The organism is Streptomyces sp. NPDC057099 (assembly GCF_042671245.1).
Lineage (GTDB): Bacteria > Actinomycetota > Actinomycetes > Streptomycetales > Streptomycetaceae > Streptomyces > Streptomyces purpurascens.
In genome coordinates this window covers 302,705-316,159 of record NZ_JBHUTX010000005.1, presented here as the reverse complement: position 1 = coordinate 316,159, position 13,455 = coordinate 302,705, and the positions used below count along the sequence as shown (strand labels likewise).

The 13,455-nt window shown below is 68.5% G+C and carries 17 protein-coding genes; 3 read left to right on the top strand and 14 right to left on the bottom strand.

Annotation, left to right across the window (positions count from 1 at the left end; translation table 11 throughout):
* Window positions 1-106: 106 nt before the first annotated feature.
* Window positions 107-916, bottom strand: a complete 810-nt coding sequence (locus tag ACFT4A_RS10090) for an ABC transporter permease (RefSeq protein ID WP_382827583.1) — start codon at window positions 914-916, stop codon at window positions 107-109.
* Window positions 913-1,941 (bottom strand): ATP-binding cassette domain-containing protein, encoded by a 1,029-nt coding sequence (locus tag ACFT4A_RS10085; RefSeq protein ID WP_382827581.1) that lies wholly within the window; start codon window positions 1,939-1,941, stop codon window positions 913-915. Before ACFT4A_RS10085 ends, ACFT4A_RS10090 begins: the two co-directional genes overlap by 4 nt.
* A 201-nt stretch (window positions 1,942-2,142) precedes the next feature.
* Here ACFT4A_RS10085 and coaA point away from each other — a divergent pair, with 201 nt between their 5' ends.
* Together coaA and ACFT4A_RS10075 are read left to right on the top strand one after the other, a co-directional pair.
* Window positions 2,143-3,111, top strand: coding sequence for a type I pantothenate kinase (gene coaA / locus ACFT4A_RS10080; protein ID WP_359887783.1), 969 nt, complete (start codon window positions 2,143-2,145; stop codon window positions 3,109-3,111).
* A gap of 32 nt (window positions 3,112-3,143) precedes the next feature.
* Window positions 3,144-4,067 (top strand): DUF389 domain-containing protein, encoded by a 924-nt coding sequence (locus ACFT4A_RS10075; RefSeq protein WP_382827579.1) that lies wholly within the window; start codon window positions 3,144-3,146, stop codon window positions 4,065-4,067.
* A 98-nt stretch (window positions 4,068-4,165) separates the two neighbouring features.
* On the opposite strand, the gene glmM is transcribed toward ACFT4A_RS10075, so the two are convergent.
* The 4 genes from glmM to ACFT4A_RS10055 form a co-directional block, all read right to left on the bottom strand.
* A complete protein-coding gene (gene glmM / locus ACFT4A_RS10070) occupies window positions 4,166-5,524 on the bottom strand; it encodes a phosphoglucosamine mutase (RefSeq protein ID WP_382827578.1) in 1,359 nt (452 codons plus the stop codon).
* 176 nt (window positions 5,525-5,700) lie between these two features.
* Window positions 5,701-6,213, bottom strand: a complete 513-nt coding sequence (gene rpsI, locus ACFT4A_RS10065; RefSeq protein WP_184591418.1) for a 30S ribosomal protein S9 — start codon at window positions 6,211-6,213, stop codon at window positions 5,701-5,703.
* Between the two features lie 44 nt (window positions 6,214-6,257).
* Window positions 6,258-6,701: a 50S ribosomal protein L13 gene (rplM, locus tag ACFT4A_RS10060; RefSeq protein WP_215119410.1), complete on the bottom strand. Its 444-nt coding sequence runs from the start codon at window positions 6,699-6,701 to the stop codon at window positions 6,258-6,260.
* Window positions 6,702-6,915: 214 nt separating this feature from the next.
* Complete coding sequence (locus ACFT4A_RS10055; protein ID WP_382827577.1) at window positions 6,916-7,263, bottom strand: hypothetical protein; 348 nt, start codon at window positions 7,261-7,263, stop codon at window positions 6,916-6,918.
* A gap of 74 nt (window positions 7,264-7,337) precedes the next feature.
* Between ACFT4A_RS10055 and ACFT4A_RS10050 the strand changes: the two genes are divergently transcribed.
* A complete protein-coding gene (locus ACFT4A_RS10050; RefSeq protein ID WP_382827576.1) occupies window positions 7,338-8,210 on the top strand; it encodes a hypothetical protein in 873 nt (290 codons plus the stop codon).
* Window positions 8,211-8,231: 21 nt separating this feature from the next.
* Here the strand turns inward: ACFT4A_RS10050 and truA are convergent, their stop codons facing one another.
* The 8 genes from truA to map all read right to left on the bottom strand — a co-directional run bounded on the left by truA (window position 8,232) and on the right by map (window position 13,389).
* Complete coding sequence (gene truA, locus ACFT4A_RS10045; RefSeq protein ID WP_382827574.1) at window positions 8,232-9,086, bottom strand: tRNA pseudouridine(38-40) synthase TruA; 855 nt, start codon at window positions 9,084-9,086, stop codon at window positions 8,232-8,234.
* Window positions 9,087-9,166: 80 nt separating this feature from the next.
* Window positions 9,167-9,667: a 50S ribosomal protein L17 gene (gene rplQ / locus ACFT4A_RS10040; protein WP_382827572.1), complete on the bottom strand. Its 501-nt coding sequence runs from the start codon at window positions 9,665-9,667 to the stop codon at window positions 9,167-9,169.
* 115 nt (window positions 9,668-9,782) lie between these two features.
* Window positions 9,783-10,805 carry a DNA-directed RNA polymerase subunit alpha gene (locus ACFT4A_RS10035; RefSeq protein WP_003966937.1) on the bottom strand — a complete coding sequence of 341 codons (1,023 nt, stop codon included), beginning with the start codon at window positions 10,803-10,805 and terminating at the stop codon, window positions 9,783-9,785.
* A 136-nt stretch (window positions 10,806-10,941) separates the two neighbouring features.
* Entirely contained in the window at window positions 10,942-11,346 is a 405-nt protein-coding gene (rpsK, locus tag ACFT4A_RS10030; RefSeq protein ID WP_003956432.1) for a 30S ribosomal protein S11, read from the bottom strand.
* 65 nt (window positions 11,347-11,411) lie between these two features.
* Window positions 11,412-11,792, bottom strand: a complete 381-nt coding sequence (gene rpsM, locus ACFT4A_RS10025; protein WP_189728755.1) for a 30S ribosomal protein S13 — start codon at window positions 11,790-11,792, stop codon at window positions 11,412-11,414.
* A 197-nt stretch (window positions 11,793-11,989) separates the two neighbouring features.
* Window positions 11,990-12,103, bottom strand: coding sequence for a 50S ribosomal protein L36 (gene rpmJ / locus ACFT4A_RS10020; RefSeq protein ID WP_003948619.1), 114 nt, complete (start codon window positions 12,101-12,103; stop codon window positions 11,990-11,992).
* Window positions 12,104-12,161: 58 nt separating this feature from the next.
* The gene (infA, locus tag ACFT4A_RS10015; RefSeq protein ID WP_003948620.1) at window positions 12,162-12,383 is read right to left on the bottom strand and encodes a translation initiation factor IF-1; all 222 of its coding nucleotides are present in this window, start codon (window positions 12,381-12,383) and stop codon (window positions 12,162-12,164) included.
* A 169-nt stretch (window positions 12,384-12,552) separates the two neighbouring features.
* Entirely contained in the window at window positions 12,553-13,389 is an 837-nt protein-coding gene (gene map / locus ACFT4A_RS10010; RefSeq protein ID WP_382827570.1) for a type I methionyl aminopeptidase, read from the bottom strand.
* Window positions 13,390-13,455: the final 66 nt, after the last annotated feature.

The window sequence follows — 13,455 nt, the reverse complement described above, 5'->3', positions numbered from 1 at the left end:
GGGCGGCAGCTTAAGGTCGATTTCCGTGCCGAACAGGCCGCTGCGTGCCCGAAATCGGAAATTCCCACCACCGTACGAACGCCGGACCGCAAACGGGCGCCTGCCCTCACACCTTCGCCCGATAAGCCCGCATGGCCAACGGATAGAACACCACCGCGATCCCCGCGGCCCACACCAACGACCACATCACCGGCTCCGCCACCGCCCCGCCCAGCAGCAGCCCCCGGAACGCGTCGGACAGATGCGTGACCGGATTGACGTCGCTCCATGCCTGGAGCCACCCCGGCATGGTGTCGACGACGACGAACGCGCTGCTGGTGAAGGTGATCGGGAAGATGAGGGTGAAGGCGAACGCCTGCACCTTCTCCGCGTCGCCCGCCAGCATCCCGATCAGCACCGCGCTCCAGGACACGGCCGCGGCGAACACGGTCACCAGCAGCGCGCCGAGCAGGAACCCGCCGAATCCGCCGGTGATGCGGAAGCCGAGTGCCAGGCCGAGGCCGATCATCAGCAGCAGGGCCCACAGGTGCTTGGCGAGGTCCGCGGTGATCCGGCCGATCAGCGGCGCGGACCGCGCGATCGGCAGACTGCGCAGCCGGTCGAAGACGCCCTTGGTGAGGTCGGTGTTGAGCGCCATCGCCGTGTACATCGTCATGAACAGGGTGTTCTGCACGATGATCCCGGGCAGCGCGTACTTCAGATACGCCTCGGGCGATCCGGCCATCTGCCCGCCCAGCACATAGGTGAAGAGGAACACGAACATGATCGGCGTAATGCTGTAGTCGACCAGTTCGAGCGGGTTGTGCTTGACGGCGACCAGACTCCGCCAGGCCATCGTGAAGGTCTGCCGCATCCCGGCGAGCGGCGGCACCCGGCCCGACGCGGTGACCGGCGGGGTCAGCGTGGTCGCGGTCATGACCGGCTCACCGCCTTCTCCAGCCCGTCGTCGTCACGGGCGTTCTCTCCGTCGTCATGGACGGCGGCCCCGCCGTTCCCCTCGGGCTCGCCCGGCTCGGCGCGATGCCCGGTCAGCGCGAGGAAGACCTCGTCGAGCGAGGAGCGCCGCAGGGCCAGCTCCCCCACCGCGATCCCCTCCCGGTCCAGCGCGCGCACCACGGCCGGCATCAGCTCGGGGTCCTTCACCGGGGCGGTGACCATCTCGCCCTCGATCCGCGCCTCCGGCCCGGCGGCCCCGGCCACCAGCGCGTGCGCCCGCGCGAGATCCTTCCCCACGATCGGCCGCAGCTCCAGCACCTGCCCGCCGACCTGCGCCTTCAGCCGGTCCGGCGTGCCCTCGGCGATCACCCGGCCCTTGTCGATCACCACGATGTCGTCGGCGAGCACATCGGCCTCGTTCAGATACTGCGTGGTCAGCAGGGCCGTCGCCCCGTCCGCGACCAGGCCGCGCAGCAGATCCCACAGCTCACCGCGGCTGTGTGGATCAAGACCCGTGGTCGGCTCGTCCAGGAAGAGGATGCTGGGCCGCCCCACCAGACTGGCCGCGAGGTCCAGGCGCCGGCGCATCCCGCCCGAGAAGGTCTTCGTCGCCCGCCCGGCCGCGTGCGTCAGCTGGAACCGCTCCAGCAGCTCACCCGCCCGCGCCTTCGCGTCCCGCCGCGACAGACCCAGCAGTCGGCCGATGAGCAGCAGGTTCTCCGTGCCGGTGAGGTTCTCGTCCACCGCCGCGTACTGCCCGGTCAGCCCGACGAGGGAGCGTACGACCCCGGCCTCCCGGATCACGTCGTGGCCGGCCACCCGGGCCCTGCCCCCGTCCGGGCGCAGCAGTGTCGCGAAGATCCGCACCGCGGTCGTCTTCCCGGCACCGTTGGGCCCCAGCAGCCCGAGCACCGTGCCCTTGCGGGCCGCCAGGTCGACGCCGGCCAGCGCCTCGGTCTCCTTGAACCGTTTGACCAGGCCTTCCGCCTCTATCGCATACGTCATGGGTACCCCCAGGCGTTCATGGACCCCGGACCGGGCCCACTCCTCCCACAACTGTGACGCACACCACTGACATTCCGCCTGTGTCAGTTTTTCTCCCAATGAACAAGGGCGAATCATGGCGAATACCTCGCGTGACGGATCCCACCTCACGGTCCGTTCGTACGCCCGTAACAATGGACTGTGATCTCTCCGGTCTCCTCGATGCCCCGGAGCGCCCACCGGCAGCGGCCGGAGGCGACTCCCTACGTCGACCTCACCCGAGCCGAGTGGAGCGCGCTGCGTGACAAGACGCCGCTGCCACTGACGGCCGAGGAGGTCGAGAAGCTGCGCGGTCTCGGCGATGTCATCGACCTCGACGAGGTGCGGGACATCTACCTCCCGCTGTCCAGACTCCTCAATCTCTACGTCGGCGCCACGGACGGCCTCAGAGGCGCCCTGAACACGTTCCTGGGCGAACAGGGCTCCCAGTCCGGCACCCCGTTCGTCATAGGAGTCGCCGGCTCGGTCGCGGTCGGCAAGTCCACCGTCGCCCGCCTCCTCCAGGCCCTGCTCTCCCGCTGGCCGGAGCACCCGCGCGTCGAGCTGGTCACCACCGACGGCTTCCTGCTGCCCACCAAGGAGCTCCAGGCCCGCGGCCTGATGTCGCGGAAGGGCTTCCCCGAGTCCTACGACCGCCGCGCCCTGACCCGCTTCGTCGCCGACATCAAGGCCGGCAAGGACGAGGTCACGGCCCCGGTCTACTCCCACCTCATCTACGACATCGTCCCGGACCAGAAGCTCACGGTCCGCCGCCCCGACATCCTGATCGTCGAGGGCCTGAACGTCCTCCAGCCCGCCCTGCCCGGCAAGGACGGCCGCACCCGGGTCGGCCTCGCCGACTACTTCGACTTCAGCGTGTACGTCGACGCCCGCGTCGAGGACGTCGAGCGCTGGTACCTCAACCGCTTCCGCAAGCTGCGCGCGACCGCCTTCCAGAACCCGTCCTCGTACTTCCGCAAGTACACCCAGGTCTCGGAGGAGGAGGCCCTCGACTACGCGCAGACGATGTGGCGCACGATCAACCGGCCCAACCTGGTCGAGAACATCGCCCCCACCCGCGGCCGGGCCACCCTCGTCGTCCGCAAGGGCCCCGACCACAAGGTGCAGCGGCTCAGCCTGCGCAAGCTGTGACGCCCGGGGGAAAGGCCGGTTAGATAGGCGCCATGCTCCACCTGCGCCTGATCACGCCGTCCGAGAAGACCGACGAAGTGGTGCTGCTGATCGAGAAGACGGTCGGCACCACCCACCTCGTCGTACTGCCGGACACCGCCCGCAACCCCTCCGGGGACGTCGTCATGTGCGACGTGGCCCGCGAGGCGGGCGACGAACTCCTCACCGGCCTGCGGGAACTGGGCATCGACACCAGCGGCTCCATCGCCGTCGAGACCATCGACCTGTCCCTGTCCGAGCGGGCCGAGAAGGCCGAGGCCGACGCACCCGGCGAGGGCGCGGACGCGGTCCTGTGGGAGCACCTGAGCGACGCGACGCACGAGGAGTCGACGCTCTCCGTCACCTACCTGGCCTTCATCACGCTGGCCACGATGATCGCGGCCTGCGGTGTGGTCCTGGACAACGCGATCCTGATCGTGGGCGCCATGGCGGTGGGCCCGGAGTTCGGCCCCCTCGCCGGCATCTGCACCGCGATCGTCCGCCGCAGATCACGCCTGGCCCTGCGCTCCCTGATCGCCCTGCTGGTGGGCTTCGCGGTGGCGATGACGGTGACGGTCGGCTTCAGCCTCTTCATGAACGCCGTCGGACTGTTCACCGAGGCCCAACTGGAAGCCGACCGCCCCAACACCGGCTTCATCTACGCCCCCGACTGGTTTTCCTTCGTCGTGGCGGTCCTGGCCGGCATCGCCGGCACCCTCTCCCTGACCTCGGCGAAGTCCGGAGCCCTGGTGGGCGTAGCCATCTCCGTAACGACGGTCCCGGCCGCGGCGAACGCGGCGGTGGCCCTCATCTACGGCGACACCAACCAGACCTTGCGCTCAACAGAACAACTCCTGCTGAACCTCGCGGGGATCCTGCTGGCCGGGACCCTGACCCTGCTGGCACAGAAGTGGCTCTGGGCCAAACAACGCCGGTGAGCTAATGCCCTCAGGGGCGCGGGGAACTGCGCGACAAGCCACGACGCAGCCGCAGCCCGCCCACAACAGAACCCCCCACCCCGAACCGCAAAGCCCAACTACCCCAACGCGGACTTCACGGCATCAGCAAGCCGCCCGGCCACAGCCCGAGCCTGCTCGATATCAGCAGCCTCCACCATCACCCGGACCAACGGCTCGGTCCCGGACGGCCGAAGCAGAACCCGCCCGGTAGCCCCGAGCTCGGCTTCCGCATCGGCAACCGCCACCGACAACTCCGCAGAAGACCCGACCCGCGTCCGGTCGACATCCGGCACATTGATGAGCACCTGCGGCAGCCGCTCCATGACAGCCGTCAGCTCCCGCAACGAACGCCCGCTCCCGGCCACCCGAGCCGCCAGCAGCAGCCCCGTCAGCGTGCCGTCCCCGGTCGTCGCGTGGTCGAGGATGATCACATGCCCGGACTGCTCGCCCCCGAGGGCGAACCCGTGCTCCTTCATCTCCTCCAGCACATACCGGTCACCGACAGCGGTCTGCACCAGCCGGATGCCCTCGCGCTCCATGGCCAGCTTGAACCCGAGGTTGGACATCACCGTGGCGACCACCGTCTCGGACCGCAGAGCGGAGCGTTCCCGCATCGCCAGCGCGAGCACGGCCAGGATCTGGTCGCCGTCCACCTCCGCGCCGGTGTGGTCCACGGCGAGGCAGCGGTCGGCGTCACCGTCGTGCGCGATGCCGAGGTCGGCCCCGTGCTCGACGACGGCGGCCTTGATCTTGCCCAGGTGCGTGGAGCCGCACCCGTCGTTGATGTTGAGCCCGTCCGGCTCGGCCCCGATCGTGACGACCTCGGCACCGGCCCGCTGGAACGCCGCCGGCGAGACCCGGGCGGCTGCGCCGTGCGCCTCGTCGAGGACGACCTTCAGCCCGTCGAGCCGGTTCGGCAGGGCGCCCAGCAGATGCTCGACGTACCGGTCGAAGCCCTCGCCGTACTCCCGGACGCGGCCCACCCCGGCCCCGGTCGGCCGCTCCCACGGGGCGCCGGTGCGGTGCTCCTCGTAGACGGACTCGATCCGGTCCTCCAGCTCGTCGGCGAGCTTGTGCCCGCCGCGGGCGAAGAACTTGATGCCGTTGTCGGGCATGGCGTTGTGGCTCGCGGAGAGCATCACACCGAGGTCGGCGCCGAGCTCTCCGGTCAGGAACGCCACCGCCGGGGTCGGCAGCACGCCGACCCGCAGGACGTCCACACCGGCGCTGGCGAGGCCCGCGACCACGGCGGCCTCCAGGAACTCCCCGGACGCGCGCGGGTCACGCCCGACGACCGCGGTCGGGCGGTGCCCCTCGAAGGTGCCCGCCTCGGCCAGTACGTGCGCCGCGGCCACGGAGAGGCCCAGGGCCATCTCCGCCGTCAGATCCGCGTTGGCGACACCGCGCACGCCGTCAGTGCCGAAGAGTCGTCCCACTGTGGTGTCCTCCGAATTGCTGTGAGAGTGCGGCTCACATCCCCAAGTACTTCCCTAGTACATCCCTGAAGTACATCCCTGAGACTGTCCGGGGCCGGTAGGGGTTGTGTAAACGAACCGCCCCGGCGGCACCATTCGTGCCGCCGGGGCGATCGTTGCAAAGACAGCGGACGCGATTAGCGCTTGCTGTACTGCGGGGCCTTGCGGGCCTTCTTGAGACCGGCCTTCTTGCGCTCGACCGCACGGTCGTCGCGCTTGAGGAAGCCGGCCTTCTTCAGCGGGCCGCGGTTGTTGTCGACGTCCGCCTCGTTCAGCGCACGGGCGACACCGAGACGGAGCGCACCGGCCTGACCGGAGACACCGCCGCCGGAGATGCGGGCGACGACGTCGTAGCGGTCGTCGAGCTCGAGCACCTTGAAGGGCTCGTTGACTTCCTGCTGGTGCACCTTGTTCGGGAAGTAGTCCTCGAGGGTGCGACCGTTGATCTTCCACTTGCCGGTGCCCGGGACGATCCGGACACGGGCGATGGCGTTCTTGCGACGGCCCAGGCCGGCGGCCGGCTGGGGCTCACCGAAACGCGAGGCGAGGGACTCGGAGGTGTACTCACCCTCCACCGGAACCTCGGACTCGGTGGTGTAGCTGTCGATGTCAACTTCTTCGAGCGGCTGCTCGGCAGTGGTCTCGGCCACGATGCTCCTCAGATTCTGTTCAGTCTTAGGGGGTGTGGCCGGACTTACTGCGCGACCTGGGTGATCTCGTACGGCTGCGGCTGCTGCGCGCCGTGCGGGTGCTGGTCACCCTTGTAGACCTTCAGCTTCGAGAGCATCTGACGGCCCAGGGAGTTCTTGGGGAGCATGCCCTTGACGGCCTTCTCGACGGCCTTCTCGGGGTTCTTGTCCAGCAGCTCGTCGTAACGGACGGAGCGCAGACCACCCGGGTAACCGGAGTGGCGGTACGCCATCTTCTGGGTCCGCTTGTTGCCGGACAGGTGCACCTTGTCCGCGTTGATGATGATGACGAAGTCACCAGCGTCGACGTGGGGGGCGTAGATCGGCTTGTGCTTGCCCCGGAGGAGGGTCGCTGCGGTGGTGGCGAGACGACCCAGGACAATGTCCTGGGCGTCGATGACGTGCCACTGGCGCGTCACATCGCCGGGCTTGGGGCTGTACGTACGCACGGTTCGTAGCCTTCGCTTCGAGTGAATGGTCCTGAACAGGTCACCGAAACGATCACGACAGCCTAGACCGCACTGCGGTGACGCAAACCGCGTGCTGGTCGCTGGTCATCGGCCCGGCGGACCGGTGTAAGGGCCCGTCCCGTGAGAATGAGCAAGCCAATACACAACGAACAAGCAGAATACCGGGGCACACCACAAGGGTCAAAACGCGGGATCACCGTCGACGATCGAACACGCAGACGCACAGGCCCGCACACAGGGTGACAGCCCTCCTCAGAGCTCTGCCCCGAACCGGCCGCACATACGGAAACACCGACGACAGCAGCGCATCGACGGCCACCGCGGCGCCCCACCGCAGCACGGAACCGCCACCGCGCGGACGACGGCAGGCCCGCAGCACCGCGAACCCGGCGGGCACCCAGGCCGACGGCCACGACAGCAGGCACACCGCTACCGCCACGGCCACCAGCACCAGAACCCGCCCCCGCACGAACCCCACCCACAGGCTCCCGCTCGCGAGTCGCCCCAACCACCCGGAGATGTCGCCTTTGCCCGTCCGCATGGGAGGAACGCTAGGGGCTGCGAGGCCGATCCAGGCGGACCAGCACACCCCATGTCCCGTCTAAGATGCGCCCCATGAGCTATGGGCAGGGGGGACCCCAGTCCCAGTGGGATCCCTGGAAACCGCAGTCGCAGCAGCCCTGGAACAGCGGGGGCGGTGGCCAGTCTCCGGACTGGGCCGCGCTCGCCGAGGCGTCCGAGTCACGTAACAAACGTCGCCGGCTGCTGCTGGTCGGCGGTGGCGCGCTCGCCACCGTCGCGATCGGTGCGGCCGTCGCCGTGGCGGTGGTCTCGGCCAACGGCGACAACCAGGCGAACAACCCGGCCTCCCTGCCCTCGGCGGACATCCCGAGCGGCTCGCCCTCGGGCCCGTCCTTCGCCCCGACCAGCGCACCGCCCCCGCTGGACCCGAAGGACTTCGTGGCCAGCGCGAAGAAGGACAAGGCCCCGCTCGGCCCGGACATCCTCTTCCCCGGCACCCAGCTGACCATCGGCGAGACGGTCTACAAGAAGGGCCCCACGGCCGACACGAAGAGCTGCGGCTCGGCGGCCGGCGGCACCCTCCCCAAGGCCCTCACCGCGAACGACTGCACGCGCCTGATACGAGTCACCTACTCCAAGGACGGCATCGCCGTCACGGTCGGCGTGGCGGTCTTCGACACCGAGGCCCAGGCGGTCAAGGCCAAGAGCCAGACCACCAAGAAGAGCTACGTCAAGTCGCTCTCCGGCGGCGGGGTGAAGGGCTTCTGCGAGTCCGGGGTCTGCCGCACGACCGGCAACGCCTACGGCCGCTACGCCTACTTCACCAACGCCGGCTTCACCAACGGCGAGGACGTGACACCCAAGGACACCGCGGTCTTCAGGACCGGCGACGACCTGGCCCGGTTCACGTTCAACCAGATCCGCCGCCGCGGCGAGGCCCAGGCATCGGCCGCGGCCAACGAATAGGCCCCACGGGCCCGTCACCGGTCAGCAGCACCCGGCCGACGGCAGCGACCGCTTGTTCCGCGCCTCCTTGTTGCGCGCGGCGAGCAGTTCGTCGGCCGGGTAACCGACCTCCTCCAGCGTCAGCCCGTGCGGCCGTACGACGTGCACGGCCGAGTCCCGCACGCCGGCCGCCAGCACCTTCCCCGGCCAGTCCGGCGGCCGGTGCCCGTCGCCCACGAACAGCAGCGCCCCGATGAGCGAGCGCACCATGTTGTGGCAGAAGGCGTCGGCCCGCACGGTCGCGGTGATGATCCCGTCGCCGCCCCTGACGAGGCTCAGCTCCTGGAGCGTACGGATCGTCGTCGCGCCCTCCCGCTTCTTGCAGTAGGCGGCGAAGTCGTGCTCCCCGAGCAGCCGGCGCGCGGCCTCGTTCATGGCCTCGACGTCCAGCGGCCAGTCGTGCCACAGCACATGGCCGCGCAGCAGCGGGTCGACGCCTCCGGGGTTGTCGGTGACCCGGTACGCGTACCGCCGCCATACGGCCGAGAACCGCGCGTTGAAGCCACTGGGCGCCTCCCTGAGGGCCCAGACCCGTACGTCCCGGCTCAGCCGCCCGGCGAGCCGCTTCAGCAGCTTCTGATGGTGCTCGGCCCAGACCTCGACCGGCAGATCGACATGCGCGACCTGCCCCCGGGCATGCACCCCGGCATCGGTACGCCCCGCCACGGTCAGCTCGTACGTCTCCCGCGACCGCGTCACGGTCCGCAGGGCGTCCTCGATCTCCCCCTGCACGGTCCGCCGCCCCCCGGCCTGCTTGGCCCACCCGGAGAACTCACTCCCGTCGTACGACAGATCAAGCCGGACACGAACGAACCCGGCAGCTGCTTCATCACTCACGCACAGATCCTCTCAGCAACACAAAGGCGGGCCCGCTCCTCACAGAGGAACGGACCCGCCAACGCCTTACGGCAGAACGCTTACGCGTCCTTCGACTCCTCGGCGGGAGCCTCGGCGGCCTCGTCGGACTTGGCCTCGACGGCCTCGTCCTTCTTGAGGGCGTCTTCCTTGACCGCACGCTTGGTCGCGGCCTCGGCCTCGCCGGTCGCCTCCTGCGCCACCGTCAGCGCCTCGACCAGCTCGATGACAGCCATGGGCGCGTTGTCGCCACGGCGGTTACCGATCTTGGTGATGCGGGTGTAGCCACCCGGACGGTTCTCGTAGCGCGGGCCGATCTCGGTGAAGAGCGTGTGGACGATGCTCTTGTCCGTGATGATCTGGAGCACCTGACGGCGGTTGTGAAGGTCGCCCTTCTTCGCCTTGGTGACCAGACGCTCGGCGTACGGCCGCAGCTTGCGGGCCTTCGCCTCGGTGGTGGTGATGCGACCGTGCTCGAACAGCGCCTTCGCGAGGTTCGCGAGGAGGAGCTTCTCGTGCGCGGCGCTGCCGCCCATACGGGCACCCTTGGTGGGCTTCGGCATGGTGTTTCTCCTAGGTGTCTGCCCCGGCCGTATCAGGTACCGGGGTCAGTATCTGAGCAGACGGTTGTCTGTCAGAGATCCGGGGTCCGCTCACGCGAACCCCGGAAGCAGAGACTCAGTACTGCTCGGTCTCCACGAAGCCCGCGTCCGCGTCGTCGTCGGCGCCGAAGGCGTCGGCGGCGGCGGTCGGGTCGAACCCGGGCGGGCTGTCCTTGAGGGCCAGGCCCATGCCGGCCAGCTTCGCCTTGACCTCGTCGATGGACTTCGCACCGAAGTTACGGATGTCCAGGAGGTCGGCCTCCGAGCGAGCCACGAGCTCACCCACGGAGTGGATGCCCTCGCGCTTGAGGCAGTTGTACGACCGAACGGTGAGCTCCAGCTCCTCGATCGGCAGCGCCAGGTCGGCGGCCAGGGCGGCGTCCGTCGGGGACGGACCCATGTCGATGCCCTCGGCGTCGATGTTCAGCTCACGGGCGAGACCGAACAGCTCGACCAGGGTCTTACCGGCCGACGCCATCGCGTCACGCGGACGCATGGCCTGCTTGGTCTCGACGTCGACGATCAGCTTGTCGAAGTCGGTCCGCTGCTCGACACGCGTGGCCTCGACCTTGTACGTGACCTTGAGCACCGGCGAGTAGATCGAGTCGACCGGGATCCGGCCGATCTCCTGGCCGACCTGCTTGTTCTGCACGGCGGAGACATAGCCGCGGCCGCGCTCGACCGTCAGCTCCATCTCCAGCTTGCCCTTGCCGTTGAGCGTGGCGAGGACCAGGTCGGGGTTGTGCACCTCGACACCGGCCGGCGGCGCGATGTCGGCGGCGGTGACCAGACCCGGGCCCTGCTTGCGCAGGTACATCACGACCGGCTCGTCGTGCTCCGAGGAGACGACCAGCTGCTTGATGTTGAGGATCAGGTCGGTGACGTCCTCCTTGACGCCCGGCACGGTGGTGAACTCGTGCAGGACACCGTCGATACGGATGGACGTGACCGCCGCACCCGGGATCGACGACAGGAGCGTACGACGGAGGCTGTTGCCGAGGGTGTAACCGAAGCCCGGCTCCAGCGGCTCGATCACGAACCGGGAGCGGAACTCGTCGACGACCTCTTCGGTCAACGAGGGACGCTGAGCGATCAGCATGTGTGGATCCTTCTGTCAGGGGCGCCCGCTATTTGACGCCCTGAGGTGTAACAAGGGTACGGGCGATATGGCCCCTAAGAGCCATACCGCCCGAAAACCTCAGACCAAGCGGCCTGCGTCAGCGATCTGCGAAAGATCAGACGCGACGGCGCTTGGGCGGACGGCAGCCGTTGTGCGGGGTCGGCGTGACGTCCTGGATGGAGCCGACCTCGAGGCCGGTCGCCTGCAGGGAGCGGATCGCGGTCTCACGACCGGAGCCCGGGCCCTTGACGAAGACGTCGACCTTGCGCATGCCGTGCTCCTGGGCGCGGCGGGCAGCCGACTCGGCGGCCATCTGCGCGGCGAACGGCGTGGACTTGCGCGAGCCCTTGAAGCCGACGTGGCCGGCGGAGGCCCAGGAGATCACGTTGCCCGAGGGGTCCGTGATCGAGACGATCGTGTTGTTGAACGTGCTCTTGATGTGCGCGTGGCCGTGAGCGACGTTCTTCTTTTCCTTGCGGCGCACCTTCTTGGCAGCGCCCTGACGTCCCTTGGGGGGCATCTCTTAACTCCTACGGGAGGTGGTCGGTCCTACAGCGAAGACCGTGGACAGGCGTCCGCTGCGGACTACTTCTTGCCCGGCTTCTTCTTGCCGGCGATGGCGCGACGCGGGCCCTTGCGGGTGCGGGCGTTGGTGCTGGTGCGCTGACCGCGGACGGGCAGGCCGCGGCGGTGACGCAGACCCTGGTAGCAGCCGATCTCGACCTTGCGGCGGATGTCGGCCTGGATCTCACGACGGAGGTCACCCTCGGTCCTGATGTTGTTGTCCACGAACTCGCGGATCGCGACGAGCTGCTCCTCGGAGAGGTCGCGAACGCGGGTGTTCGGGTCGACGCCGGTGGCGGCCAGCGTCTGCTGCGCGAGGGTCCGGCCGATGCCGAACACGTAGGTGAGGGCGACCTCCACGCGCTTTTCGCGCGGGATGTCGACACCGGAAACGCGTGCCATTCAATGGCTCCAGTTACTTGTCGGAGGTCTTCCACAGAACCGAATCCCAGCCGCCGTATGAGGTACGAACTGGGTCCCCGGCCTCCGAACCAGGGGTGTCAGGCGCACAGTGTCCGCCCGGGTCCTGCGTATGAACATATTCAGCTCGCGTCGCGCGAATCCCTGCGATGGATGCAGAGGGTGCGATCCGCTGTCGATCAGCCCTGGCGCTGCTTGTGGCGCGGGTTGTCGCAGATGATCATGACCCGGCCGTGACGGCGGATCACCCTGCACTTGTCGCAGATCTTCTTGACGCTCGGCTTGACCTTCATTAGTGAGGTTCTCCGGGTCAGTGCCACCACCTCGCCGAAGCGAGATGCGGGGCAAGATCTACTTGTAGCGGTAGACGATCCGGCCACGCGTCAGGTCGTACGGAGACAGCTCCACCACGACCCGGTCGTCAGGGAGGATGCGGATGTAGTGCATGCGCATCTTGCCGCTGATGTGTGCCAGGACCTGGTGGCCGTTCTGGAGCTCGACCTTGAACATGGCGTTCGGAAGAGACTCGACGACAGTGCCCTCGATCTCGATGGCACCTTGCTTCTTGGCCACGCTTCGCCCTTCGAATCGACTACCTTGATCGACTCCGAGCGAGCGCATGCAGGCATGCGGGTGCACCAGAGCCGACGAGTCAGTCTACGTCAGGGCCCTCGGAAACACGAATCGAGAAAGTCTGCCCCGGCAGACAGATCTTTAAGCGCCCCTCCAGGGGCGCAGGCGCTCAGCCCAACGGATCCGGAGCAGCGACGACGCCCAGCTCGGCGAGCTTCGCCTTGCCCGCGTCGGGAGACGTCAGCACCAGCGGCCCCTCCTCGGTCAGCGCGACCGAGTGCTCCCAGTGCGAGGACCAGGTGCCGTCGGTGGTGATGACCGTCCAGTCGTCCTGGAGGACCTCCGTCTTCGGGGTGCCCAGGGAGACCATCGGCTCGATGGCGAGGCAGAAGCCCGGCACCAGCTTCGGGCCCTTGCCGCGCCGCCGGTCGACGTAGTTCAGCAGGTGCGGGTCCATGTGCATCTCGGTGCCGATGCCGTGGCCGCCGTAGTCCTCGATGATCCCGTACTTGCCACCGCCGGGCTTGGGCTGGCGGCGGATGTACGTCTCGATGGCCCGGGAGACGTCGACCAGCCGGTTGCCCTGCTTCATGGCCGCGATGCCGGCCCACATCGACTCCTCGGTCACCCGGGAGAGCTCGACCAGCTCCGGGGAGTGGCCGGAGCCGACGAAGGCCGTGTAGGCGGCGTCGCCGTGCCAGCCGTCGATGATCGCGCCGCAGTCGATGGAGATGACGTCCCCGTCCTTGAGGACGAGGTCGTCGGACGGGATGCCGTGGACGACGACCTCGTTCACGGACGTGCAGATCGTCGCCGGGAAGCCGCCGTAGCCGAGGAAGTTCGGCTTGGCGTTGTGCTCGGCGAGCACCTTGCGGGCGACCTGGTCCAGATCCTTCGTCGTGGCCCCCGGCACGGCGGCTTCACGGGTCGCCGCGTGGATGGCGGCGACGACCAGGCCCGCCTCGCGCATCTTGGAGATCTGCTCGGAGGTCTTGATCTGCACCATGGGGACTACGGCCTTTCTGGACCGGAGAGAGAATGAACGCCTTCAACGATAAGGGGCGGCGCCGGC

Bases quoted from the DNA above. Each gene is read 5' to 3' on its own strand.
- ACFT4A_RS10090 (WP_382827583.1), bottom strand. From the start codon at position 916: ATGACCGCGACCACGCTGACCCCGCCGGTCACCGCGTCGGGCCGGGTG.
- ACFT4A_RS10085 (WP_382827581.1), bottom strand. From the start codon at position 1,941: ATGACGTATGCGATAGAGGCGGAAGGCCTGGTCAAACGGTTCAAGGAG.
- coaA (WP_359887783.1), top strand. From the start codon at position 2,143: ATGCCCCGGAGCGCCCACCGGCAGCGGCCGGAGGCGACTCCCTACGTC.
- ACFT4A_RS10075 (WP_382827579.1), top strand. From the start codon at position 3,144: ATGCTCCACCTGCGCCTGATCACGCCGTCCGAGAAGACCGACGAAGTG.
- ACFT4A_RS10055 (WP_382827577.1), bottom strand. From the start codon at position 7,263: ATGCGGACGGGCAAAGGCGACATCTCCGGGTGGTTGGGGCGACTCGCG.
- ACFT4A_RS10050 (WP_382827576.1), top strand. From the start codon at position 7,338: ATGAGCTATGGGCAGGGGGGACCCCAGTCCCAGTGGGATCCCTGGAAA.
- rplQ (WP_382827572.1), bottom strand. From the start codon at position 9,667: ATGCCGAAGCCCACCAAGGGTGCCCGTATGGGCGGCAGCGCCGCGCAC.
- ACFT4A_RS10035 (WP_003966937.1), bottom strand. From the start codon at position 10,805: ATGCTGATCGCTCAGCGTCCCTCGTTGACCGAAGAGGTCGTCGACGAG.
- rpsK (WP_003956432.1), bottom strand. From the start codon at position 11,346: ATGCCCCCCAAGGGACGTCAGGGCGCTGCCAAGAAGGTGCGCCGCAAG.
- rpsM (WP_189728755.1), bottom strand. From the start codon at position 11,792: ATGGCACGCGTTTCCGGTGTCGACATCCCGCGCGAAAAGCGCGTGGAG.
- rpmJ (WP_003948619.1), bottom strand. From the start codon at position 12,103: ATGAAGGTCAAGCCGAGCGTCAAGAAGATCTGCGACAAGTGCAGGGTG.
- map (WP_382827570.1), bottom strand. From the start codon at position 13,389: ATGGTGCAGATCAAGACCTCCGAGCAGATCTCCAAGATGCGCGAGGCG.